Annotated in this window: 16 protein-coding genes; 8 read left to right on the top strand and 8 right to left on the bottom strand. The window is 72.8% G+C overall.

Annotated features, from left to right (window positions below; translation table 11 throughout):
- Window positions 1-62: 62 nt before the first annotated feature.
- The 3 genes from CHF15_RS11765 to CHF15_RS11755 form a co-directional block, all read right to left on the bottom strand.
- A complete protein-coding gene (locus CHF15_RS11765) occupies window positions 63-3,374 on the bottom strand; it encodes a LamG-like jellyroll fold domain-containing protein (protein ID WP_089223674.1) in 3,312 nt (1,103 codons plus the stop codon).
- Between the two features lie 426 nt (window positions 3,375-3,800).
- On the bottom strand, window positions 3,801-6,215 hold the full coding sequence (locus CHF15_RS11760; protein ID WP_089223673.1) for a glycoside hydrolase family 32 protein: 2,415 nt from the start codon (window positions 6,213-6,215) through the stop codon (window positions 3,801-3,803).
- A 129-nt stretch (window positions 6,216-6,344) separates the two neighbouring features.
- The gene (locus tag CHF15_RS11755; RefSeq protein WP_089223672.1) at window positions 6,345-7,358 is read right to left on the bottom strand and encodes a carbohydrate kinase family protein; all 1,014 of its coding nucleotides are present in this window, start codon (window positions 7,356-7,358) and stop codon (window positions 6,345-6,347) included.
- A gap of 259 nt (window positions 7,359-7,617) precedes the next feature.
- On the opposite strand from CHF15_RS11755, the gene CHF15_RS11750 reads away from it, so the two are divergent.
- From CHF15_RS11750 to CHF15_RS11725, 6 genes are all read left to right on the top strand, one after another.
- A complete protein-coding gene (locus CHF15_RS11750; RefSeq protein ID WP_089223671.1) occupies window positions 7,618-8,619 on the top strand; it encodes a sugar ABC transporter substrate-binding protein in 1,002 nt (333 codons plus the stop codon).
- A 3-nt stretch (window positions 8,620-8,622) separates the two neighbouring features.
- Window positions 8,623-9,618, top strand: coding sequence for an ABC transporter permease (locus tag CHF15_RS11745; protein ID WP_089223670.1), 996 nt, complete (start codon window positions 8,623-8,625; stop codon window positions 9,616-9,618).
- Window positions 9,615-10,529 (top strand): ATP-binding cassette domain-containing protein, encoded by a 915-nt coding sequence (locus tag CHF15_RS11740; RefSeq protein WP_245938786.1) that lies wholly within the window; start codon window positions 9,615-9,617, stop codon window positions 10,527-10,529. The genes CHF15_RS11745 and CHF15_RS11740 overlap by 4 nt, the downstream gene beginning before the upstream one ends.
- Before the next feature lie 50 nt (window positions 10,530-10,579).
- Window positions 10,580-11,608, top strand: a complete 1,029-nt coding sequence (locus CHF15_RS11735) for a LacI family DNA-binding transcriptional regulator (protein ID WP_089223669.1) — start codon at window positions 10,580-10,582, stop codon at window positions 11,606-11,608.
- 212 nt (window positions 11,609-11,820) lie between these two features.
- Window positions 11,821-13,251 (top strand): cytochrome ubiquinol oxidase subunit I, encoded by a 1,431-nt coding sequence (locus CHF15_RS11730; RefSeq protein ID WP_089223982.1) that lies wholly within the window; start codon window positions 11,821-11,823, stop codon window positions 13,249-13,251.
- Complete coding sequence (locus CHF15_RS11725; protein WP_089223668.1) at window positions 13,251-14,273, top strand: cytochrome d ubiquinol oxidase subunit II; 1,023 nt, start codon at window positions 13,251-13,253, stop codon at window positions 14,271-14,273. The genes CHF15_RS11730 and CHF15_RS11725 overlap by 1 nt, the downstream gene beginning before the upstream one ends.
- Window positions 14,274-14,636: 363 nt before the next feature.
- Here the strand turns inward: CHF15_RS11725 and CHF15_RS11720 are convergent, their stop codons facing one another.
- The 4 genes from CHF15_RS11720 to CHF15_RS11705 form a co-directional block, all read right to left on the bottom strand.
- Window positions 14,637-19,178 (bottom strand): S8 family serine peptidase, encoded by a 4,542-nt coding sequence (locus tag CHF15_RS11720; RefSeq protein WP_107418546.1) that lies wholly within the window; start codon window positions 19,176-19,178, stop codon window positions 14,637-14,639.
- Between the two features lie 152 nt (window positions 19,179-19,330).
- Entirely contained in the window at window positions 19,331-20,341 is a 1,011-nt protein-coding gene (locus tag CHF15_RS11715) for a helix-turn-helix transcriptional regulator (RefSeq protein ID WP_179279749.1), read from the bottom strand.
- A 75-nt stretch (window positions 20,342-20,416) separates the two neighbouring features.
- Entirely contained in the window at window positions 20,417-21,340 is a 924-nt protein-coding gene (locus CHF15_RS11710) for an NADP-dependent oxidoreductase (RefSeq protein WP_089223665.1), read from the bottom strand.
- Window positions 21,340-21,831 (bottom strand): nuclear transport factor 2 family protein, encoded by a 492-nt coding sequence (locus tag CHF15_RS11705; protein ID WP_089223664.1) that lies wholly within the window; start codon window positions 21,829-21,831, stop codon window positions 21,340-21,342. The genes CHF15_RS11710 and CHF15_RS11705 overlap by 1 nt, the downstream gene beginning before the upstream one ends.
- A 123-nt stretch (window positions 21,832-21,954) precedes the next feature.
- Between CHF15_RS11705 and CHF15_RS11700 the strand changes: the two genes are divergently transcribed.
- Together CHF15_RS11700 and wrbA are read left to right on the top strand one after the other, a co-directional pair.
- On the top strand, window positions 21,955-22,773 hold the full coding sequence (locus CHF15_RS11700; protein ID WP_089223663.1) for a LysR family transcriptional regulator: 819 nt from the start codon (window positions 21,955-21,957) through the stop codon (window positions 22,771-22,773).
- Window positions 22,774-22,998: 225 nt separating this feature from the next.
- Window positions 22,999-23,610, top strand: a complete 612-nt coding sequence (wrbA, locus tag CHF15_RS11695; RefSeq protein ID WP_089223662.1) for an NAD(P)H:quinone oxidoreductase — start codon at window positions 22,999-23,001, stop codon at window positions 23,608-23,610.
- 115 nt (window positions 23,611-23,725) lie between these two features.
- Here the strand turns inward: wrbA and CHF15_RS44380 are convergent, their stop codons facing one another.
- The gene (locus CHF15_RS44380; RefSeq protein ID WP_089223661.1) at window positions 23,726-24,031 is read right to left on the bottom strand and encodes a hypothetical protein; all 306 of its coding nucleotides are present in this window, start codon (window positions 24,029-24,031) and stop codon (window positions 23,726-23,728) included.
- Window positions 24,032-24,148 lie beyond the last annotated feature (117 nt).

Here is a 24,148-nt window from a genome sequence, read left to right as displayed (position 1 = left end):
CGGCCCCGGAGGCGGCCCGCCCCGCCCCGTGACGGGGCGGGCCGCTCATGGTCGGTGCTCTGTCAGCGCTTCGCCGGGACGGCGGGTTCGCCCGCGGCCAGCGACGCCACCTCGGCGGCGCTCAGCGCGCGGTCGTAGGCGTGCACGTCGGAGATCGCGCCGCCCCAGTAGTCGACGCGGTTGCCGCCGTACTTGCCGCGGCCGATCACCAGGTGGCCCGAGGGCCCCTCGGCGTTGCAGCCGCGGACGGAACCGGACTCGTCGCCGTCCACGTAGACGCGCAGCCGGCCGTCGCGGTGGCTGTAGCTGCCCACCAGGTGGTACCAGCGCCCCGCCTCCGGCTCGCCGATGGTGCCCGCGAGGGCCCGGCTGCCGGCGAAGCTGAACGCGAACCGCTTGTCGGCCTGCGAGTACTGCAGGTAGAAGGCGCTGTTGGTGTCGCCGTCGACGGACACCGCGGTGCTGAAGTGGCCCTTGTCGTCCAGCCGGACCCAGGCGGCCACCGAGTAGTCGTGGCCGTCGGTGTCCAGGACGGCGGCTCCGGTGTCGACGGAGCCGGTGCGGCCGTCGAACTGCAGGGCGGCGCCGTTCGGACCGGTCGTCCAGCTCGTACCGTCGCTCAGCGTGCCGTCGTGGTCCCCGGCGACGTCCTTGACGACGGTTCCGGAGCCCTCGTGCAGCGGCCACCATCCGACGCCGTTCGGTCCTGGCGTGCCGGGCGGCACGTCGGCCCCGCCGGCGGCGGCGCCGGCCGCGATGACCTGGCGGTTGACCTCCCGTACCTGCTCCGGGAGCACCTTGACCACGTCGCGGTCGTAGGTGAGCAGGCCGTTGAGCTCGCCCTCGACGTCGGTGATCTGCGTGTAGACCGAGCCGGACAGGCCGCAGGCCGCCGGGCGGAGCAGCTTGCGCGTGTTCTCCACGTAGGCCGCGGTCAGCTCCTCCTTGCTGTGGGCGGCGTCGCCGTAGTCCTGGCCGCCCGCGGTGCCGAGGATGTGACCGGGGACGAGGTAGGAGTAGCCGCCGTGCTCGCCGTCGACGGCGGCGCGGGTGTCGTCCGGGGCGGGACTGGCGGGCCCGTGGTAGTCGTGGAAGTCGATCAGGTCACCGCGGCCCGAGTCGCCCTTGGAGGCACAGCAGTTGACGCCGGAGTGGGCGTCCACCAGACGCGAGGGGTCCTGCTGCCTGACGGCGTCGGCGAGCTCGCCGGTGGCCTGCCTGCTCCACTCGCCCCAGCCCTCGTTCATCAGCGTCCACACCAGGACGGACGGGGTGCTGATGTGCTGGTCGACGATCTGGTGGACCTGGTCGACGAAGGTCTCGGTCTCCGGGGTGCCGGCGGCCGCGGTGCCGCGGCTGGGCATGTCCTGCCACACCATCAGGCCCAGCCTGTCCGCCCAGTAGTACCAGCGGGCGGGCTCGACCTTGATGTGCTTGCGGACCGCGTTGAAGCCGAGCTTCTTGTGCTGGACGAGGTCGTACTTGAGGGCCTCGTCGGTCGGCGCGGTGTGGAGGCCGTCGGGCCAGAAGCCCTGGTCGAGGGTGGCGAGCACGAACACCGGCTTGCCGTTGAGCTTGATCCGGTTGGTGCCGCCGGCCGGGGACACCTCGATCGACCGCATCCCGAAGTAGGAGCCGACGCGGTCCTTGCCGCGGCCGTCGGTGAGGGTGACCTCGAGGTCGTAGAGGTACGGGTCGTCCGGGCTCCACAGGTGGGCGCGGGGGACGGGCAGCCGCAGGGCGGTGCCGGCGGCGCCGGTGACCGAGCCGGCCTTGCGCCCGTCACGGGTGTACGCGGTGGCGGTGACCTTCGCGCCCGGCGAGGTGCCCGCGCCCGGCCGTACGGTGACGGCGAGCGAGGAGTCCGCGACGTCGGGGGTCAGCACCAGGGAGTCGACCGACGCCTCGGGGACCGGCTCCATCCAGACGGTCTGCCAGATGCCCGAACTCGGCGTGTACCAGATGCCCCCGGGTGTGCGGGACTGCTTGCCGAGCGCGTAGCGGTCGTCGGTGGTGTCCTTGACCTTCACCAGCAGGGTCTGCGGACCGCGCCCGGAAAGGGCGTCGGTGACGTCGGCGCCGAACGCCTGGTAGCCGCCGGTGTGGTGGGCCACCTCGCGGCCGTTGACGTACACCCAGGCCTCGTAGTCCACGGCGCCGAAGTTGAGCTTCAGCCGGTTGCCGGAGCGGACCCGCCAGTCGTCGGGGACGGTGAAGGTGCGCTGGTACAGCGACCAGTCGTGGTGCCGGGCGACGCCCGACAGGCCCGACTCCATCGGGTAGGGCACGACGATGCTGCCGCTCAGTGTGCCCTGGGGGAGCGCCGCGTCCTGGGCGGTCGGCTGGAACTGCCAGGTCCCGTTGAGGTTCTTCCACTTCTCGCGGGTCAGCTGCGGCCGCGGGTAGTCGGGCAGCGGGCGGGACGGGGAGACGTCCTTGGCCCATCTGGTCTGGAAGTACCAGGTCGAGTCGTTGCGCGCGACGACCGAGAAGGGGCCGAGCTCGCCGTCGGCGGTGGTGATGCCGGCCCTGCCGTCGTAGCTGATCCGCACGTCGGCGTGGAGCGAGACCGGGGAGTCGGACTCGGCCGGCTTCAGCACCAGCCGGGTGGGGTGCCTGGGGTCCCGGGAGACCGTGGCGGACCAGCGGGTGCCGCCGGACAGCAGCGCCAGGTGCGAGGCCGCGTCTTCGGGGAGGGCGGTCACGGGGGAGTCCAGCTCGACGGTGGCGGTGCGGCCGGTGGTGGCGACCGACGCCTCGGCGTCCGCCGGGGTGAAACCGGCCGGCAGGTGCAGCGCCGAGTCCGGTACCGGGCGGCGGTCGAAGCCCGGCCCCGACCACTCGGTGTGCAGGTAGGCGCCGCCGTTCCCCTGGTTGTAGTCGTAGGCGAGCTCGTGCAGTCCGGCGGTCAGGGTGATCGGCTGCGAGGTCGTCTGGACGTCCCAGTCGGTGGTCCAGTGGTCGATCACGCTCGCACCGTCCAGGGACATGCGGAAGCCGTTGTCGCCCTTGATGTAGAACGTGTAGGTGCCGTCGGCGGGCACTTCCAGGCGGCCCGTCCAGCGCACGGCGACGTTGTCCGTGGTCCCGGCGTAGGCGCGCAGGGTGGGCAGCAGGTCGTCCACGTGGAGTGAGCTGTCGATCCGGGTGCCGGTGTACCGGGCGAAGTCCAGGGCCGTGCCGCTGGACATCCGGTAGTAGTCGCCGCGCAGGCCCGCGTCGGCGGAGGCGGCGGTGACGTCGGTGGGGACGTCGGTCGTGGCGGGGGGCCGGGCGGACGCCGTGACCGGCGTCAGCAGGGCCGCTCCGAGGAGGAGCGCCACCAGGGCGATCAACCGAGCAAAGCCGTTGGTACGTCGTCGGCCAGGACTCATGGTGCACCTTCCGTGGGAGTCGTCGACGCCTTGACGGGAAAGTTGCGGGTCAGGAGTGCGCGGTGCCTGGAACCAAGAGCGCTGCGCGCCGGGAACGCGGTTGTACAACGTTGGAAATTCTCGGCGCGGAGAGCATGAAAGCAGGGCCCTGACGCCGTGTCCAGACCTCGCGTCGAACCTCGTCAGCGGGCCGTCGGGTCAGGTGGAAACGCGGCATGCAGCCCTGTGTGCCCTTGCGGGCACTGAGCGGAAGGGGATCACGGGGCCGGGGTGAGGGGTATGAAGTGGCCCTGACAAGCGGCAGGTTGGGGGTGTGCGGGATGCCCTCACGGCGAACCGGAACGTGTTCAACGTTGGAAATGGGTACGGTCGCAGGACCGCTCCGGAGCCGGCCGCCGCGGCCTGCTCCGGAGCGGTCCCGGTGGGTCAGCCGATGCTCAGGTTCTGCACCCGCGTGTTCGCCGCGAAGCCGTTCACCCCGAACAGACCGGTGGCGTAGGCGTCGTCGGTGGCGTCGATGACGGGATCGGCGGCGCCGCCGAGCCAGACCCGGATGCGGGAGCCGTCCGTGCGCACCTTCAGGTGGTAGGTGCGGCCCTCGACGATCTGCGTGGCATGGGTCGCGATGTCCCGGCCCGGCCGCCACAGCTTGACGACACCGCTGGTGTCGATGTTCGCCGTGTAGCCCGCGCCGTCGTCGCGGGCCCGGAAGGTCAGGCCGGCCGCCGTGCCGTTGGTGACGGACAGGTCCCCCTCGTAGGTGAAGTCACCGCCCGTGCGGTCGCTGAGGTAGAAGCCGTCCTGCGGCGAACTGCCCCTCAGCCCGGACGGTGTGACCGTCCAGGTGCCGCCCCGCGGGGACCACCTGCCGGCGGGGAAGGCCGAGAAGCCGGCCGTACCGGTGTCGAGGTTCTGCACCGTCGCCGTGCCGCTGAAGACGTTCACCCCGAACACGCCGGAGGTGTAGGTCGTGTCGGTGGCGTCGATGACGGGGTCGGTGCCGTTGTCCAGCCAGACCCGGATGCGCGGGCCGGCCGTCTGCACCTTCAGGTGGTAGGCGCGGCCCTTGGTGATCGGGGTGGCGTAGGTCGCGATGTCCCGGCCGGGCCGCCACAGCTTCAGGACGCCGCTGGTGTCGATGTTCGCCGTGTAGCCCGCGCCCTGGGCGTTCGCGCGGAACGTCAGGCCCGCCGCCCGCGCGGTGTCCAGGGTGAGGTCGCCCTGGTAGACGGCGTCACCGCCGCTGCTCCCGCTCAGGTAGAACCCGTCCCCGCCGGCCGAGGCGCGCTTGCCGCCGCTGACGTCGGTCCATGCCCCGCCCGCGGCGTGCCACGGGCCCTTGAGGTTGCTCTCGAGGGTGGACTGGGCCGTGCCCCAGCTGGTGTTGAGCCGGGTGAAGGTCGCGGAGTCCAGCTTCACCTTGCCGCCCACGGCGAAGAGCCGGATGCCCTGGCTGTCGGCGGCGGAGTCGAAGTCGACGTTGTCGGACAGGGAGTAGAGGCCGCCGTCGGCGAAGGTCTCCAACTGCCCGCGGTCCACCAGCAGGCGCATCGTGACCTTGCCGTTGCGCGGCTTGAGGGGCTTGCCGCGCAGGGTCTGCGCCCTGGTGTCGTAGACGACACTGCGGTCGGCGGTGCCGTCGGAGCGGGCGTGCAGGTCGAAGCCGAACTCCGTCGCGGTCGCGCCCTTCACGTCGAACTGGGCGGTGATCTCGTACGTGTCGGCCTTGATGTCCCCGAAGAGGTTGCCGCCCTTGGCCGCGTCGACCGTCTGGCTCTTCCAGCTCCGGGTCTCCGAGCCCAGCGAGGCGAGTTCGGCGACCGGGGTCCGGGTGATCCGCGGCCCGTCCGGGGTGCTGACCAGGCCGAGGGAGACGGGGAAGGTGGAGTTGCCCGTCCAGGTGCTGCCGCGGTTGCCGCCCTGCCAGGCCATCTGCACGGTACGGCCGTCGGGCGTGTCCGCGAACGTCTGGGCGGCGTAGAAGGTACCCCCGGCGAAGGTGGTGCCCAGGTCCATCTGCTGCGGGCCGGTCCAGTCGGTGCGGAAGGTCGTGCCGTCGAAGGAGCCGACGACGTACTGGCTGGACGCGGAGGTCAGGACCCACCGCTGCTGCCCGGCTTGGCCGTCCAGGGCGAGGGGGTACATGTCGGGGCACTCGAAGAGCCACGGTGCCCTGAAGCGGCTGGCGAAGGTCCAGTCGAGGAGGTTCGGGGAGGTGTAGACGTCCACGCCGTTGCCGCCCTGGTTGGACCAGACGACCATGGCCCAGCGGTGGCGTGCCGCGTCCCAGAACACTTTGGGGTCACGGCTCTCGACGGGGATCTCGATCTGCTTGCGGCCCTTGTCGTACGCCTGGAACGTCCGGCCGTTGTCGTTGCTGTAGAAGACGCTCACGCCGTCGGTGTTGGAGAACACCACGATCGGGTCCAGGGAACCCGTCTTCAGCCCGGAGGTGTTGTCCTTGTCCACGACGCCGCCGCCCGAGAAGAGCGTGCCGGGGTGGACGCCGGGTTCGAGCGCGATCGGCTTCTGGGTCCAGTGCACCAGGTCGGGGCTGGTGGCGTGGCCCCAGTGCATGGTGTCCCAGTCCAGGCCGTGCGGATTGTGCTGGTAGAAGAAGTGGTAGAGCCCGTTGGCGAACACCAGGCCGTTGGGGTCGTTCATCCAGCCGGACTGCGAGCTGAAGTGGAACTGGCCGCGCAACGGCTCGCTGTAGGTGGTGGCCGGATACGGGAACTCCGCGTAGTCCCCCACGGTCCCGGCGACCGCGGGGGTGCCCGGCAGTAACGCGGCCAGGCTCGCGATCAGGGCGACGAGCAGCGCCCCGACTCTTCGACGCATGTGAACCCACTCTCTGCACGCCGGTGATGTCATCGTTGACATATGTCATCGCTGACATCCGATCGATGACCGATGATGGGCCCCTGCCGGGGAGCCGTCAACGCCCCGCACAGGATCAGCCGCCTCCGGTCAGGCTCCCGGACGGGCGGTCAACTCGACGCCGTCCGAATCGACTTGGCGGGCCCACGGAGGGTTCGGCCCCGGGACCGCGCAGGTCAGCGCGGCCACCCGCGTCGCGTATGCGCAGGCGGCCAGGACGTCCTCGATCCGCAGGCCGTCGAGCCGGCCGCCCAGCAGCCCGCGGCCGCCGAGATGGTGCAGCAGCCCCGCGGTGAAGGAGTCCCCGGCGCCGACGGTGTCGACCACCCGCGCCGGCACACCGGGTACGGAGATCCGCCTGCCCTCGAGCGAGGCGAGGACGCCCCGCGCGCCGCGGGTGACCACGACCAGCCGGGCCCCCGCCGCGTGAAAGCCGTCGCAGGCCGCCTCGGGCGGGGTGTCCGGGGCCAGTACGGCGAGGTCGTCCTCGCTCAGCCGGAGGATGTCCGCCGTCGCGCACCACGTCCGGATCCGGTCGCGGTAGACCCGTGGATCGACCAGGGCGGGCCGGACGTTGGGGTCGATGCTGACCGTCGCATGCCGTCGCGCCCCGGCCAGGACCTCCTCCACGAGCGCGGCGCCCGGCTCCCTGACCAGGGCGAGCGAACCGGAGTGGATGCAGGCCGGGTCACCGAGGGCGGCGCGGTCCAGCTCCCCGCGCGTCCACTGCCAGTCCGCGGTGCCCTCGGCGTGGAAGGAGTACGCGGCCTGCCCGTCGCCGTCCACGTCGGCGACCGCCAGCGTGCTGGGTTCGGGAGCGGCCGTGGCGGCCGACAGGTCGACGCCGGATTCCAGCAGGTGGGCGCGGAACAGCCGGCCGAAGACGTCCCCGGACAGCCGCGCCAGCAGCCGGGTCGGTGTGCCGAGGCGGGCCAGGCCCACAGCGGTGTTGGCCGGGCCGCCGCCCGGCAGGACGCGCAGCCGCAGCCCCTGCGAGGGGTCCGGGGAGCGGCCCTGCGCACCGGACGGGACCTCCCCGTACCCGGGTTCGGGGAAGACATCGGCGACGCACTCTCCGAGCACGGTGACCTGACGCGGCTGCATGGGGAGGTTCCTCCAGGTGGGGACGGGGACGCGGGCCGGACCCCGGCGGTGGCCCGGGGCGGAGTGCGGGGCGGGCTCCCCGTCCCGCCAACGGGCTTTCTCCGCAGGGGCATTGACGTTGCCGGAGCGGGAGTCCATCATCCTCCGCAAGCGGTGTCAACGATGACATGTGTCAACGTTGGCACCCTCCTGGCGAGATCCTTCGCCGACGCAGCGCCATACGGCTGTCCCCGCTCACTGCATCCCGTAGGAGTCGCAGATGTCCCGTAGAGCCCGTCCGGTCCTCGTCATCGGTGCCGCCGGCCTCGCCCTGTCACTGGCCGCGTGCGGTTCCGGTTCCGGCGGCGGCTCCCCGTCCGGGGGCAAGGTGAAGGTCGGCCTGATCACCAAGACCGACACCAACCCCTACTTCGTCAAGATGAAGCAGGGCGCGGAGCAGGCCGCCAAGAGCGAGAACGTCGAACTGACCACCGCGGCGGGCAAGTTCGACGGAGACAACGCGAGCCAGGTCACCGCGCTGGAGAACATGGTCGCCGCCGGCGTCAAGGGCGTGCTCATCACCCCCAACGACTCCAAGGCCATCGTCCCCGCGATCGCCAAGGCACGCGCCAAGGGCGTGCTCGTCATCGCGCTGGACACCCCACCGGAGCCGCAGGACGCCGCCGACGCGCTCTTCGCCACCGACAACGTGAAGGCCGGCGAGCTGATCGGCGCGTACGCCAAGGCCGCGATGGCAGGCAAGACGCCGAAGATCGCCACGCTGGACCTCGCCCCCGGTGTGTCGGTCGGCGTGCAGCGCCACGAGGGCTTCGTGAAGGGCTTCGGCGTCAGCGCCTCCGACCCCTCGATCGTCTGCTCCCAGGACACCGGCGGCGACCAGGCCAAGGGCCAGACCGCCATGGAGAACTGCCTGCAGAAGGCGCCGGACATCAACCTGGTCTACGCGATCAACGAGCCCGCCGCGCTGGGCGCGTACACCGCCATCAAGGCCAAGGGCCGCGAGAAGGACGTGATGATCGTCGCCATCGACGGCGGCTGCACCGGCGTGCAGGCGGTCAAGGACGGCAGGATCGCCGCGACCTCCCAGCAGTACCCCCTGAAGATGGCCGCCGACGGCGTCAAGGCGGTGGCCGCGTTCGCCAAGGACGGCAAGAAGACCAGCGGCTACACCGACACCGGCGTCACCCTGATCACCGACGAGGCGCAGCCGGGCACGCAGGCCGAGGACACCGGCTTCGGCCTGCAGAACTGCTGGGGCTGAGCCGTGACCGCATCCACCTCGCTCACCGCCGTGGGCAAGGAACCGGCCGTGCTGCGCCGGTTCCTCACGGCGCCCGCCGCGGGACCGTTCGCGGCCCTCGTCCTCGCCTCGGTGTTCTTCTCCCTGGCCACCGACCAGTTCCTCTCCGGCGGCAACTTCTCGCTGATCCTCCAGCAGGTCATGGTCGTCGGCACGCTCGCCATCGGCCAGACGCTGATCATCCTCACCGCCGGCATCGACCTGTCGTGCGGGGCGGTCATGGCCTTCGGCGGCATCCTCATCGCCAAGCTCGCCGTCCAGGGGCCGCTGCCGCCGCTGCTCGCGATCGGTCTGGGCATCCTGGTCTGCGGGGTGTTCGGGCTGGTCAACGGGCTGCTGGTGCGGACGGTGCCGCTGCCCCCGTTCATCGTGACGCTGGGCATGCTCAACGTCGCCTTCGCCCTCACCCACATCTACTCCGACGAGCAGACCGTCACCGGCCTTCCGGAACCGCTCACCGCGCTGGGCCGCACCTTCCCGCTCGGCAGGACGGACGTCACCTACGGGTCGCTGGTCACCATCGCCCTCTTCCTGGGCTTCGCCTACGCGCTGAGCAGCACCGCCTGGGGCCGTCATGTCTACGCCCTCGGCAACAGCGCGGAGAGCGCGCGGCTCAGCGGCATCCGGGTCTCCCGGCTGACCGTCGGCGTCTACGCGGTGGCCGGACTCGTCTACGGGGTCGCCGCCCTGCTGCTGGTGTCGCGGACCGGGGTCGGCGACCCCCAGGCGGGGCAGACCGACAACCTCGACAGCATCACCGCCGTCGTCCTCGGCGGGACGAGCCTGTTCGGGGGCCGGGGTACCGTCCTCGGCACGTTCGTCGGCGTGCTCATCGTCGGCGTCTTCCGCAACGGCCTGCAGTTGATGGGCGTCTCGTCCGTCTACCAGACGCTGGTCACCGGTGTGCTGGTGATCCTCGCGGTGACCGTCGACCAGCTCTCGCGAAAGGGGACCCGATGACCGGCCCCGCCCCCCACGACGCCGCGTCCCACGACGCCGCGTCCCACGACCCGGCGTCCGCCGCGCCCGTTTCCCCCGCGTCCCCCGCCGCCCCCGAACCCGTGCTCAGCGCGCGCGGCCTGGTCAAGCGGTACGGGCACGTCACCGCCATCGACCACGCCGACTTCGACCTCATGCCGGGCGAGGTGCTGGCCGTCATCGGCGACAACGGCGCCGGCAAGACCAGCCTGATCAAGGCACTCACCGGCGCCTTCGTACCCGACGCCGGCGAGGTACGGCTGCACGGAAGGCCCATCAGGTTCGCCGGGCCGCAGGACGCCCGGGCGCACGGCATCGAGACGGTGTACCAGGACCTCGCCGTCGCCGCGTCCATGGACATCGCGTCCAACATGTTCCTGGGGCGCGAGATCCGCCGTGCCGGTGTGCTCGGCTCGGTGTTCCGCCTCCTGGACAAGAAGGCGATGCGCCGTCAGGCCGCCGACCACATGGCCGCGCTCAAGGTCGGCGTCGGCTCCATCACACAGCCGGTGGAGACGCTCTCCGGCGGCCAGCGCCAGGCCGTCGCCGTCGCCCGCGCCGCGGCCTGGGCGCGCAGCGTCGTGGTGATGGACGAGCCGACCGCCGCCCTCGGGGTCAAGGAGTCGGGACAGGTCCTCGACCTCATCCGCCGGGTACGGGACAAGGGCATCCCGGTGATCCTCATCAGCCACAACATGCCCCACGTCTTCGAGATCGCCGACCGCGTCCACGTCCACCGGCTCGGCAGGCGGGAGGCAGTCATCAAGCCGTCGGACTACTCCATGGCCGAGGTGGTGGCCATCATGACCGGCGCGCTCGGCGTGCGTCCGGACGGCGGTACGGTCGTGGCGGACAGTGACGCAGCCTCGGCCGCAGGAGTCCTGGGGAGCTGACCGACGCGCTCCGGCATCCGCGGGGCCGACACACGGAGAAAAGGTGGTCCATGACAGCGACCCGCAGACCGACCCTCGCCGACGTGGCCCGCGAGGTGGGTGTCAGTGCCAAAACGGTCTCCCGGGTGCTGAACGAGGACGGTCCCAGCTCCCCGGAGACCAGAAGGCGGGTGCTGGAGGCCGTGGCGAAGCTCGGTTTCCAGCCCAACCTCATGGCCAGGAGCATGCGGGTGGGCGGCCCCGACACCACCGTGGGGCTCGTGGTGCCCGACCTCGGCAACCCGTTCTTCGGTGCCGTCGCGGGCGGCATCGAGGACGCCGTGCACGGCCACGGACTGACCCTGCTGATGGGCTCGTCGGACGACGACCCGGAGCGGGAGCACGCGCTGATCCGCACCTTCCTGGCCCGCCGGGTCAGCGTGCTCATGGTCGCGCCGGCGGTGGGCGCCGACCACGCCCACCTCAAGTCCCACCGGGCCGCCGGGATGCCGGTGGTCTTCCTCGACCGGCCCGGCAACGGCCTCACCACCGACACCGTGGTCAGCTCCAACCGGGCCGGCACCCAGGAGGGCGTCGCCCACCTGATCGCCGGCGGGCACCGCAGGATCGGCTTCATAGGCGACCTGCCGGCCCGGCTCTACACGCGCCGCGAACGCCAGGCCGGCTACCGCGCGGCGCTCGCCGGCGCGGGCCTGCCCCACGACCGCGGCCTCGTCGCCGACGCGCACGACCCGGCGGGCGCCGCCGAGGCGACGGCCCGGCTGCTCGCCCTGCCGGACCCGCCCACCGCGCTGCTGTCGGGCAACAACGTCATGACGATCGGGGTCATGACGGAGCTGTCCCGCAGCGGACGCAAGGACGTCGCCGTGGTCGCGTTCGACGACGTCCCCATGGCCGGCATCCTCGAACCCGCGCTCACCGTCGTCGCCCAGAACCCCGTCACCATGGGCGAGTCGGCGGGCGCGGCGGCCCTCGAACGCCTCGGGGGCGACCGCGGCCGCGCCCGGACGATCCTGGTCGACACCCGGCTCGTGCCCCGCGGTTCGGGCGAGCTGCCCCCACCCGCACGCACGCGCTGAGCGCCCGCCGCCGCGCCGCGGACCGGCCGGGCCGGAGCCCCGCGGCCACCGAACGGGTTGTCGGCCCCGCCCGCGGTGCGCATTACCACCCATACCGACCGTCGTGACCTAAGGTGATCGTCCTGTCGCGAAAGGGTCGTGGTCGATGTGATGGCGGTGGCGAACACGGGCGGTCCGGGCCGGAAGCCCCTCACGGACGGACGGTGCGGACGGTGACCGGGGCCTGGGACCTCCTGGCGCAGGGCCTGGCCTCGGCGGGCGAGCCCGACCAGCTGCTGCCGGCCCGTCAGCAGATGGCCTTCACCCTGGGCTTCCACATCATCCTGGTGCCGTTCGGAGTCGCCCTCACCGCGCTGATGCTCATCGCGAACCACCGCGGTCTGCGCCGCGGGGACGCCGACGCCATGCTGCTCGCGCGGCGCTGGTCGAAGGTGGCCGCGGTGCTCTTCGCCGTGGGGGCGATCACCGGCACCGTCCTCTCCTTCGAGCTCGGCATCCTCTGGCCGGGCCTGATGCGCGGGTACGGGCCGGCGTTCGGCTTCCCGTTCGCCATCGAGGGGCTCTTCTTCTTCCTGGAGGCGATCTTCGTCTCCCTCTACATCTACGGCTGGGACCGGCTCTCGCCCTGGGCGCACTTCTGGACGGGCGTCCCCGTCGCGCTGTCGAGCATCGGCGGCGCGGCCGCCGTCATCGCGGCCAACAGCTGGATGAACCAGCCCGGCGGCTTCACGATGCGCGACGGCACGATCGTCGCCGTCCAGCCCGCGGAGGTCTTCTTCAACGGGGCCTTCCTGTGGGAGTTCCTCCACATGCTGCTCGCCGCCTACATCGTGGCCGGCTTCGCGGTGGCGAGCGTCTACGCGGTGGGCATGCTGCGCGGCCGCACCTCCCGCTACCACCGCACGGGGTTCCTCATCGGGTTCGTCACCGCCGCCGTCGCGCTGCCCCTGCAGGTCCTGGTGGGCGACACCATCGCCCGGTACGTCTACCAGGCCGAGCCCGCCAAGTTCGCCGCGATCGAGATGCTGCCGGACACCGGCACGCACGTCCCCGAGACGCTCGGCGGCGTGCTCGTCGACGGAAAGGTCCGCTACGGCCTCCCCGTACCGGACATGGCCTCCCTGCTGGCCGGCTTCCACCCCTCCACCGAGATCAAGGGGCTCGACGCGATCCCCGCCGACGTGCGCCCCTCGGACCGGATCGTCAGCACCGTCCACCTCGCCTTCGACGTCATGGTCGGGCTCTCCTTCGCGCTGCTGGCGCTGGCCGTGTGGTTCGCCTGGCTGTGGTGGCGGCGGCGCCCCCTGGACCGGCAGCGGTGGTTCCTGCGCTGCTGCGCGGTCAGCGGGCTCGCCGCCGTTGCCTGCCTGGAGAGCGGATGGGTCGTCACCGAGGTGGGCCGCCAGCCCTGGACCGTGGTCGGTCACCTCCTCACCCGGGACGCGGTGACCACCCAGGGCAACCTGTGGCCGTTCTTCGGGTCGGTCGTCGTCATCTACGCGGCGGTGGGCGCCGGCGCGGTGACGGTGCTGCTGTCGATGAAGCGGCGCTGGCGGGCCGAGGGCGACGACAGCGTGGACGTCCCCTACGGTCCGCGCACCGGCCCGCAGCCCGTCGGCGCGCGCGCCGGGACGGAGGAGTGATGCCGGACGCCGTCGCCGCCTTCCTCTTCCTCGGCGTCATCGCCTACAGCCTCTTCGGCGGCGCCGACTTCGGCGCCGGGTTCTGGGACCTCACGGCGGGCGGGGCCGCGCGGGGCAGAGGCCCCAGACATCTGATCGACACCTGTGTCGGCCCGGTGTGGGAGGCCAACCACACCTGGCTCGTCTACTGCCTGGTCTTCCTCTGGTCGGGGTTCCCGGTCGCGTTCACCGCCATCACCACGACCCTCTACATCCCGCTCGGCATCGCCGTCCTCGGGATCGTGCTGCGCGGCGCCGGCTTCGCCTTCCGCAAGGCCTCGCTGCGCACCCCGGAGCAGCGCCTGTACGGCGTCGCTTTCGCCGCGTCGTCCGTCCTGACCCCCTACTGCTTCGGGTCGATCGCCGGGGGCATCGCCTCCGGGCGCGTGCCCACGGCAGGCAACGGGGACGCCGTCACCAGTTGGCTGAACCCGACCTCGGTGCTCGGCGGCGTGCTGGCCGTCCTCGTCTGCGCCTACCTCGCCGCGACATATCTGTACGTCGCCGCCCGTCAGCAGCGCGACCACACCCTGCAGCGGCACTTCCGCGGCAGGGCCCTGCTCGCGGCCGTGCTGACCGGGGCCGTCAGCATCGCCGGAGTGTTCGTCCTGCGGCACGACGCGCCGCACCTGTTCCGCCGGCTCAGCCACGGCGCCCTGCCGCTGGTGCTGCTGGCCGCCCTCTGCGGGATCGCGACGATGGTCATGGTGTGGCGTGAGCGGACCCGGTTCCTGCGCGGGCTCGCCGCGGCCGCGGTCGCCCTGGTCGTGCTGGGCTGGGGCGTCGCCCAGTACCCGTACCTGCTCGGCACGCATCTGGAGATCGACGCGGCGGCGGCCCCGGAGGCCACGCTGGCGGTGACGATCGGCGTCGCCGTGGTGGCCGGACTCCTCATCTTCCCCTCGATCGCGCTGCTCTTCCGGCTCGCCAACCGGGGCAGCCTGCGGCCGGGGGACCAGGAGCCGGTCGAGCCCGGTCCCTGAGCGCGCGTGGGGGGAGCGGGCTCGCCGTGATCGGCGACGCCCTGCGTGGACCGGGCCGAACCGCCGGAGTTCGGCGGCGAGGGGGAAGGCCCGTCACGGCAGCGGGTGTGCCTGCCCGGGCGGGGTGGCCGCGGGGGCCCTGCCGACCGGTCCGCTCACGGGTGTCGCCGGGCTGGTGGCGGCGATGGGCGTTCCGGGGGCGGCCGCAGCCGGCGGGGTGGTCATGGGCCGGGTGTGCGGGCGTGGGCGGGTCCCGGGCGGTCGCGCGCCGTGCGCGCGCAGGCGCGTCGCCGCGCCGTCGGCAAGGGCCCGGGTGCGGCCCGGCCGGCGTACCCGTGGGGGCACGCCGGCCGGGCCCACGGGCTAGCCGGAGACGCCGAGCACGGTCTCGCCCGAACGACCCGCCCCGGTCCCGGTCACCCGTACCGTCAGCGTCCGGTCGTGGGTGTGCCGGACGGGGACGAACGCGTGGGCGAAGCCCCCCGCCGTCGCGCGGCCGAAGCCGACGACCCGGCCGTCGAGCCGCACGGTGAAGCGCTCACGGGGCGACAGGCCCGCCGCGGTGACCGACGCGGTGGTACCCGCGGCCGCCTCCCGGGGCATGGTGTCCACGACGAACGCCGGCCGGGAACCGGAGCCGCGCACCGGCTGGAGGTCCGCCGCGGCCACCGGCGGCACGAGGATCCGCCGCACCGCCAGGGCCTGGAAGATCGGGCCCTGGACCTCGTAGTACGCGGTGGCCCACAGCGGCCGCCCGGCGGGCACCGTGACGGTCCGCGAGACGGGCGCCCCCTCCTGCGCGCTGCGCGGGACGGGGATGCGCTCGTCGAGCAGGAGCGACGTGCCCGCGTAGATCTCCGGGCCCTCGCCGACCGTCAGGGCGAATCCCCCGCTGTACGCCGCGGGGCGGTTGGTCACCGTCATCTCCAGCGACGCGGGACCGCCGTGCTGCCTGGCCGAGCCGCCACGCTGGAAGGTCGTGTAGAACGGCTCCACCATCGCGGGCCGGCCGGTGAGCCCGGCGCGGTCCCTGTTCCGGTACGTGGCCACGGTCGTCCCGTCGATCACGAGGTCGAGGCGGCCCACCCCGGTCGTGTCGTAGGAGCGGGTGAACGTGTCCTCCGGATCGGCCTGCAGGGTGGCGAGCACCAGGTCGCCGTTGGTCAGCTTGTAGCGCAGTGTCGGGAAGGCCGGCACCTCCGAGTTGTTGGTGTAGCTCACCTTCGCGGTGTGCGCCGCGGCGCGGTCCTCGGTGATCGACGCGCTGCTCGCCTTGACGGCCGCGGGGGTCCAGGTCAGGGACGTGCTCTGCCCGGTGCGGCCGTGGTCCGCGACCACGGCGAGCGTGGCGGTGAGCTTCTCCGGCCTGGTCTCGACCGGCTCGGACTTCCAGGCGTACCAGCCCAGTTCGCCGGCGTCGACGGCGAGGGTCCGGCTCAGGTAGGTGCCGGACGCGCCGCGGACGGTGATGCGCACCGTGCCCTTGCCCCGGACGGCCGTGGTCATGGCGGCCAGCGGGTTGCCGTCGAAGGCGTGGGCGTCGGAGTGCTCGGAGTCGCCCAGGACCAGCTTGGCGACGGTGAAGGAGCCGCCCGCGCTCCGGCTGCCGTACCTGACCTCCAGGGTCTGCTTCCCGGTGGCGATGTCGGCCGGCAGGGTGACCAGGCGGCCCACGCCGCCGTCGTCGGTGGTGCGGCCGCTCGCCAGCACCCGGTTGGTGCCCTTCACCCGGATCTGGAAGTCGACGGCCGGGGTCAGCCCCTTCGCCACGACGACGGCGGACTGGCCGGGCACGGCGTAGGCGGGCTGCACGGCGACCGTGGGCCGGGCGCCCGGGGTACCGCTGGGCGGGCCGTTCCGCGGGTCACCGGTGACGGTCACGTAGGTGGTCCGTCCGGTGTCGCCGTAGGCGACCCGGCCGAGGTAGACCGCTCCGGCCCGCAGGCCCTTCCAGGACAGCGTGACCGGCGTGGTGCCGCCCGCCCGGAGGGGGGCCGTGGCGGGCTGCGCGGTGAACGAGCCCTCGGCACCCTTGTCGTTCAGGGCGAAGCTGGTCACGGTGAAGCCGAGCGGTCCGGACCCCGCGAAGAAGTCCACCTCGACCTCGTACAGACCGGGTTCGGGGTCCTCCAGGTCGAGCTGCTCGTCGGCGGACTCGGTGGCCGCCCGCTCGACCAGCGCCGTGTCGCCGTACTGGTTGAGCCGGTACACCGACAGGTCGAGGTCGGCCGAGTCGTCGGCGGCGTCGAGTGCGAAGCGGGCGTGCTCCGTCCCGGCGGGCACCTCCACGACGTGGGTCTGCGCGGGACCGCCGACGGTCCCCGAGCCCTGGACCCGCAGGCCCCGGGAGAGCCCGGTGAGGTCCAGCGGCAGGTCGCGGTCCTCACCGCCCTTGAGGTTCACGGTGGTCCGGCCGGTGCTGCCCGCGGCGGCGACCGCCGTGGGCGCCACCAGGGTCACCGGTCGTACGGCGAGCGCGCTGCGCACGCTCTGCCCGCCGTCGCGCCAGGTCAGGTACCCGGTGGCGTACTCGCCCAGCGGGGCGGTGGTCCGGGTGAACGTCACCTTGAACGTCCTGGACTGCCCCGCCGCGGTGAAGGTCAGCGACCGCGGCTCGACGACGGTGTCCACGCCGGGGATCCGCACGGGGTCGGCGGTGAAGGTGCCGGGCCCGGTCGAGGTCACGGTGCGGGTCACGGTCTGCCGGCCGGCCAGCGAACCGACGCCGATCGACGCCAGGTTGAGGTCGGACGGCGCGGGGGCCGTCCGGTCGCCCTTGACCGCCGCGACGTACCGCGCCCAGTCGTCGGGACCGTTCAGGTACAGCAGCCCGGGGTGCAGGTAACGGGTCGCGTCCACCTGGCCGTTGCCCTGTGCGAAGACGTCCTCCGACGCCTCTCCCGCCCCCGTCACGGTGGGCCGGGTGGTGGTCATCAGCGCGGACTTGATCTCGGCCGGGGTCGCCTGCGGGTGCAGACCCAGGTAGAGCGCGCCGAGACCGGCCACGTGCGGGGAGGCCATCGAGGTGCCCGACATGAAGGTGAAGCTCGGTCGCCCGCCCGCGGCGTTGGCGCCGTCGGCGAGGACGGCAACGCCCGGTGCGGCGAGGTCCGGCTTGATCAGGTCGCCGCCGTCGGCCTGGACCGGGCCGCGCGAGGAGAACCCGGCGATCTGCGGGACCGCCGCCGACGCCAGGTGGTGCGGGTTGCCGTCCACCAGGGTCGCCGTGGGTGCCTCGGTGCCGGCGTAGGAGAGCAGCGCGTCGTAGCCGTCCGCGTCGACGGCGATCGTCGGGACGGCGTGGGTGTCGAGGTCGGTCGAGTCCGGCGAGGGGTTCACCAGGACCATGCCGATGCCGCCGGCGCGCTTGACCTCGGCCGACTTGGCGGCCCGGTCGTACGTGCCGCGCTCGCACAGCACGATCGCGCCCTTGACCTTGGCGCCGTCCAGGCTGTCCGGGCCGCACAGCTGGGGCCGGACGGAGATCGGGGTGCCGGCGCCCGAGGCGGCCACCAGCGGGGCGGACACCTTGCGGCCGTCCGCCGGGAGGGAGACGGAGGCGCCCAGCACGTTCTGGCCGTCGCCGAGTTCCACCGTGGCCTCACGGGTGGGCATGGTGCTCGCCGCCGCGGTGGTGATCCACGGCGAGGCGTTGTCGACCGTGCTGTCGCCGGGGCCGGAGTTGCCGCCGGCGGTGGCGACGAAGATGCCGCTGGCGGCGGCGTTGCGGAACGCCTCGTCGACGACCGAGTCGGTGGTGCGGGCACCGTCGGCCGAGCCGATCGAGTAGTTGATCACGTCGACGTTGTCGGCGACGGCCGCGTCGATCGCGGCCAGCAGGTCACCGGTGGCGCAGCCGTCGTCCGTGGTGTCCTTCGCGTCGGGACCGCTCCAGCAGGCCTTGTAGGCCGCCACCTTGGCGGCCGGCGCGACGCCGGAGACCGGGCCCATCGGCACGCCGCCGAGGTCGGCTTCGACACCGTTGGCGCCCGCCGCCGTGCTGGCGGTGTGCGATCCGTGCGCTTCACCGTCACGCGGCGACAGGTACTCGCCGATGGAGGGGCCGCCGATGCGGGTGGCGCCGAAGTTGTCGACGAAGTAGCGCGCGGACACCAGCTTGGTGGAGCAGTCCGCGGCGGTGAACTGGACGCCCGCGGTGCAGGCGCCGGTGAAGGTGCCGCCGTCCGCCTTGCGGTAGGTGACGACGGAGCCGTCCAGGTACGGTTCCCGACCCGGCGCGGTGCCCAGCGGCGCACCGGAGAACGAGGGGTTCTCCGGGGCGATGCCGGTGTCGACGACGCCGACCACCACGCCCTTGCCGGCGCCCTCGACGCCGCCGTTGCCGGCCCACACCCCGCCCTTGCCGCTCAGGCCCAGGTAGTCGGTGGAGTTGACAGCGGCCAGCGGCTTGCGCAGGTCGTCCTTGACGACCGACACCACCGTGGGGTCGGCGCGCAGTTCGTCGACCTGACGCGGCTGGAGTTCGGCCGTGAAGCCGTTGAGCGCCGCGGAGTACGACGAGATCACGCGGGCGCCCACCGTGCGGGCCGCGTCGTCCTGACGCGAGCGCAGGTAGGTGCGGTAGGCCTTCACGGGGGCCGAGCCCGCCTTCAGGCCCTCGCCGTCGCGGGGCGCCGTGCGGGCCTTGCCGGCCACACCGCCGGCGTAGGTCGCCGCGGCCGGTTCGCGCAGGGTGACGATGTACCGCCCGGCGGACGGTTGTTCGCCGGATCCCGGGTCGTGCGCGCCGAACGGCGCCGGGACGGCGGGTGGGGTCGGGACCGGGGCGGCGACGGCCGGCGCCGGGGCGGCGGCGAGGACCGTCAGGCTGACGCCGGTGACGAGGGCCGCGAAGGATCGCGGTATCGCCGAGCGGCGCGCAGGAGGATGGGCAGGTGGTGCCACCAAAGCTCCTTCGTCAGGGGGGCGGCCGGGGAGGTCCGGCCGGGTGATACGCCGTTCGGGCGCACACAAGTTCTAGCCGGGGTGATCCTTTGGTGACCAACGTCCTACGCTGCCGAAACCGGCCAGTGGCCAGAAAGGGCCACCCGCGCCGGTCAGATCCAGTCGCGGCGGGCCGCGGCAACACCCGCGCCGAATCGGTTGGTGGCGCCGAGCTCGGTGAACAGCTCCTGGATCCTGCGCCGCAGCGTCCGCGGAGAGATGCCCAGTTGGCGGGCGATCGCCTCGTCCTTGACGCCGGCCGCGAAGAGCGCGAGCAGTTTCCGTTCCTCGTCGGTCGGCCGGTGGGAGCCGTCCGTTCCGGTCACTGGCGCCTCCGGCGCCGCTGCGGGCAGGCTGCCTGATCCGGGCTCACCGGTCAACGGGGACGCGGAGGCCCAGTAGTTCTCGAAGAATTCGCCCAAGGTCGCGAGCAGCGGCGGGGATTCGGTGTACAGGTATTCCGCGCTCCCGACGGACAGGCTCAGCGACACCATCGCGGCCGAGCGGTCGGCCATCGCCAGCTTGATCGGCAGCGCCGGTACGACCCTGGCCTCCTCCCCGCGCGACACGAGGCTGCCCAGTTCCTGCCACCCGCCGTCGGCCTCGAAGCTGGCGGCGGCGTAGACCGCCCGCACCCGCACCCCGCGCCCTACCGCCGCCTCGTCCAGCGGCTCGTTGGGGGCGAGCAGGAAGGGCGGGCGGTCCAGGGCGCAGAGCTCGGTCCGCGCGGCCTGCTTGAGTCGGTAGTAGCGGTCCCCGACGGCCTCCAGGCCACTGATCACACCGGTGCCGGGGCCGCCGTCCCCGGTCCTCCTCGCCGCGTCGAAGAGCGCCCCGAGCGGGCCGGCCGCCTCGCGTACGGCGGCCAGTTGGCGTTCCCGCGACTCGACCAGCGAGCGCAGCGCGTGCCGCGGGTCCACGGTGAAGAACTCCCCCGAGGAGCGGCGGCTCATCAACCCCGCGTGGTGCAGCCGTTCGAGGACCGCCAGCCCCTCGGCCGCCGGCACGCCCAGCGCGGACACCACGTCGTCGACGGTCGTGCTGTCGCGGGACAACAGGAGGCGGTACGCCCGTTCCGCAACCGTGTCCACCCCGACCCACGCGAGCGGTGTGTCATTCTCCACGAGAGCATCCATTCCTGCGGTCCACATAGCCGACGCGATGGAACCAAGAACGGGCGGCAACTTCAAAGCCGCAGGTCAGGTGACGTCGACCACCACCTTGCCCCGGGAGCCGCCCGAGGCCAGCAGGCGCTGCGCGTCGGCCGCGCGTTCCAGCGGGTAGGCGGCGGCGATCCGCACGGACAGCCCGCCGGCCTCGGCGAGTTCGACCAGAGCGGCGAGGTCCGCCCGTTCGAGGCGGCAGAAGACCGGTACGACCCCCGGCACCCCGGTCTCCGCGACGGAGGCCGTCCGGGCGCCCGCACGGGCGGCGTCCGCCGTCGCGGCGAGCGTCCCGCCCCCCGCGGTGTCGAGGACCGCGTCGGCCCCGCGCGGCGCCAGTTCCCGCACCCGGGAGGCGGCCCCGTGGCCGTAGACGACCGGTTCCGCGCCGAGCGAGCGAAGGTAGCCGTGGTCGGCGGGGGCGGCGGTTCCGATGACGCGGGCGCCGCGGGCCAGCGCGATCTGGACGGCGAGGGAACCGACGCCGCCGCCCGCGCCGTGTACGAGCAGCGTCTCGTCCGGCCGGACGTCCAGGGCACGCACCACGGCCTGATAGGCGGTGAGCCCCGCGAGGGGCAGTCCGGCCGCCTCGGCGAAGCCCATGGTGACGGGCTTGCGCACCAGGGTGCGCACGTCGGCGGCGACCAGTTCGGCCAGTCCGCCGTGTGCGCGCTGCACGTCGCCGCGGATGTAGCCGATGACCTCGTCGCCCGGGGCGAACTCCGGGGCGGCGGGCCCGGCGCGCTCGACCACGCCCGCGATGTCCCAGCCGGGAACCACGGGGAAGTACGTCTCGACGGCGGAGTCGAGCGCGCCCGCCTGGAGCGCCAGGTCGGCGGGATTCAGCGCCGCCGCGCGTACCCGTACCAGCACCGAGTCGACATGAGTCCTGGGCGTGGGGAGTTCGGTGAGCTCGAGGACCTCGGGGCCGCCGTAGCGGCGGTAGACCACGGCCCGCATCACGCCCCCGGGAGGGCGATCGGCATGTCCATCAGGACGCGATGGCGGGCGATCTTCCACGCACCGTCCACCCGGATCAGGTCGGTGTCGTAGTAGCCGGACTCGACCGGCTCCACCGTGCCCTGTGCGCCGAGGGTCCCTGCGGGCCATCCGCCGGCGGGGCGCGGGACGGATCGCGTCCGGAAGACGACGAACTGGGCGTTCATGTGGGCGCGGTCGCCGTCGACCTCGACGATGTGGTCGGCGGTCATGTGGTGGCTGGAGCAGCCCTCGGGGTGCGGGGCCATGTAGTGCTCGACCGCGTACGCCACGGCCGCCCCGCCGATGAGGGGCTCGCCGACGGGTTCGTGGTCGCCGGCGCCGGTCCTGGCGTAGATCTGTACGACGGCGTCGTCCGTGAACAGGGCTCCCTGGCCCTTGCCGTCCCGCCGGTCCGTCGCGCGGACATAGCGGGCCAGGACCTCCCGGACCTCGCGCTCCTGCGTGCTCATGTGCGGTGCCTTCCTTTCCTCGTGCGTCTCGGGCACCCGTTCTCCGCGGTGCCCGGTCCCAGTGGACCAAGGGCTGTGCGCGGGAGCCATGACGCTTCTGACATGCGGCGATACTCTGGAGGTATGGATCGGTTGGAGACGCGTGAGCTCGAGTACTTCGTGGCCGTCGCCGACGAGCTGCACTTCAGTCGCGCGGCGGAGCGCCTGGGCATCGCACAGCCGCCGCTGTCACGGGCGATCGCCCGCCTGGAGCGCCGTATGGAGGTCCGGCTGCTGGAGCGGACCAGCCGCCGTGTCGCCCTCACCCCCGCCGGCGAGGTCTTCCTGGACGAGTGCCGGGGACTGTTGCGGGAGCTCGACGGGGCCGTGGACCGCGCCCGGCGGGCGGCCGCCCCCGCGCGGCTCGCCCTGGCGGTCCGGCCGGGTACCGGCTCGGGCCTGCTGGCGGAGTTGCTCGGGTCGTACGACGGTGCCGCCCCCGAACTCGTCTTCACCTACGACCGGGTGGGCGCCCTGCGCGACGGCTCGGCCGACGTCGCGCTGCTGTGCGTCGGTAGTGACGACCTGACCGGCCTCGGGACGGTCGAGGTGGCGGAGGAACTGCCCGTCGCGCTGATGCCGCGGGGTCACCGGTTCGCCACCCGGCGCGAGGTGACCACCACCGAGCTGCGCGAGGATCCCGGCTACCGGGAGCAGTGCCCTCCGGTGGGCCTCGACGAGATCGTCGACCGGGTGGCGCTCGGTCGGCTGGTCACCGTCGTCGGCTCGGCCGCCGTGGACCGTCTGACCCGGGACGTGGTCGCCGTCGCGGTGGCGGACCTGCCCGCGACGAGGCTGGCGCTGGCCTGGCCGCGGCAGGCCTCGCGCCCCGATGTCGCCGCCTTCGCCGCCACAGCGCGGCGGATGGCCGGTGAAGCGGGGGCTCGTAAGCGGACTGCGTGACACCGGATGTCGCCGCCTTGGCCCGCACCGCGCGGGGGGCGGTTGGTGAAGCGGGGGCTCGTAAGCGGACTGCGTGACATTCGTCGCACGGACACCGGTGGACAGGGGTGCCCCAATGTTGTTTATTCTTCAACCAGTGAAGCGCGGCCCGCCCCCACGGGCCGCGGGATCCCTGGACCGTGCACCCCCGACGCGTGGGGCAGGTCCTCCTTGAAAGGAACCACCTTGTCGATCAAGCTTGCGATCGTCTACTACTCCTCCACCGGCACCATCACCGAGATCGCGAAGGAGATGGCCGAGACCGCGGAGAAGGCCGGCGCCGAGGTGCGTCTGCTCAAGGCCGCGGAGCTCGCCCCGCAGGCCGCGATCGACTCCAACCCCGCCTGGGCCGCCAACCACGCCGCCACCGCGGACATCCCCGTGGCCACCCCGGCCGACGTCGAGTGGGCCGACGCCGTCATCTTCGGCACCCCCACCCGCTTCGGCAACATGTCCTCGCAGCTCAAGCAGTTCATCGACACCCTCGGTGGCCTGTGGGCGCAGGGCAAGCTGGCCGACAAGGTGTACAGCGGCTTCGTCTCCACCGCCACCTCCCACGGTGGCCAGGAGTCGACCCTCCTCGCCCTGTACAACTCCATCCACCACTTCGGCGGCATCGTCGTGACCCCCGGTTACACCGACCCCGCCAAGTTCGTCGACGGCAACCCCTACGGCACCTCCCACGTGGACGCCCAGGGCAACAACCCCGTCAACGACACCACCCGCACCGCCGCCCGCATCCAGACCGAGCGCGTCATCAAGCTCACCGCCGCGCTGAACAGCGGCCTCGCGGGCTGATCCCACGCCGACGGCGCACCCGCTCGACCAGTGGGTCGCGGGTGCGCCGTCAGTCACTCGGCGGCGTCTCCTCCTGTCGTGCCGGAGGCGCCGCCGGCCCGTATCCGCGTCGCTGTCAGGCGCAGGAGCGGGTGAGGTAGACCCACCCCAGCGGGTTCCACCGCAGGAGCCGCACCTCGACGCCGTCGATCTCGGCGTCGTCCTCGCGCGCCCCGCGGGAGCGGGGCAGTGAGGCCCGCGCCATCGCGATCGCCACCGCGTCCTCGGCGTCGGCGGCCTCGCCGACCACGAAGAACTGCCTGCCCACGGAGCCCCGGGGGGTGCGGAAGCGGAAGCCCACGAACCACCGGTCGCGGCCCGTGCTGCCGATGTCCTCGCGGACCTCGGCGGTAGTGGGGATGCGGTTTCCGATGCCGGTCATGGTGGGTTTCCCTGCTCCTCGACTGATGGGCTCGACGTGACTTAACCGTGACATGTCGAACATCCGGCGAAAAGGGGACAAAAGCGTCCCCCCATGCCGGGAATAGGCCACCGGGCG

Source organism: Actinacidiphila glaucinigra, assembly GCF_900188405.1.
GTDB lineage: Bacteria > Actinomycetota > Actinomycetes > Streptomycetales > Streptomycetaceae > Actinacidiphila > Actinacidiphila glaucinigra.
Note: the sequence above shows the minus strand (reverse complement) of the source record. Positions and strands in the feature narration are given on the sequence as shown.

Excerpts from the sequence above, each read along its gene's own strand:
- CHF15_RS11710 (WP_089223665.1), bottom strand. The coding sequence starts at position 21,340 with ATGCGGGCCGTGGTCTACCGCCGCTACGGCGGCCCCGAGGTCCTCGAG.
- CHF15_RS11705 (WP_089223664.1), bottom strand. The coding sequence starts at position 21,831 with ATGAGCACGCAGGAGCGCGAGGTCCGGGAGGTCCTGGCCCGCTATGTC.
- CHF15_RS11760 (WP_089223673.1), bottom strand. The coding sequence starts at position 6,215 with ATGCGTCGAAGAGTCGGGGCGCTGCTCGTCGCCCTGATCGCGAGCCTG.
- CHF15_RS11755 (WP_089223672.1), bottom strand. The coding sequence starts at position 7,358 with ATGCAGCCGCGTCAGGTCACCGTGCTCGGAGAGTGCGTCGCCGATGTC.
- CHF15_RS11740 (WP_245938786.1), top strand. The coding sequence starts at position 9,615 with ATGACCGGCCCCGCCCCCCACGACGCCGCGTCCCACGACGCCGCGTCC.
- CHF15_RS11765 (WP_089223674.1), bottom strand. The coding sequence starts at position 3,374 with ATGAGTCCTGGCCGACGACGTACCAACGGCTTTGCTCGGTTGATCGCC.
- CHF15_RS11750 (WP_089223671.1), top strand. The coding sequence starts at position 7,618 with ATGTCCCGTAGAGCCCGTCCGGTCCTCGTCATCGGTGCCGCCGGCCTC.
- CHF15_RS11700 (WP_089223663.1), top strand. The coding sequence starts at position 21,955 with ATGGATCGGTTGGAGACGCGTGAGCTCGAGTACTTCGTGGCCGTCGCC.
- CHF15_RS44380 (WP_089223661.1), bottom strand. The coding sequence starts at position 24,031 with ATGACCGGCATCGGAAACCGCATCCCCACTACCGCCGAGGTCCGCGAG.
- CHF15_RS11735 (WP_089223669.1), top strand. The coding sequence starts at position 10,580 with ATGACAGCGACCCGCAGACCGACCCTCGCCGACGTGGCCCGCGAGGTG.
- CHF15_RS11725 (WP_089223668.1), top strand. The coding sequence starts at position 13,251 with ATGCCGGACGCCGTCGCCGCCTTCCTCTTCCTCGGCGTCATCGCCTAC.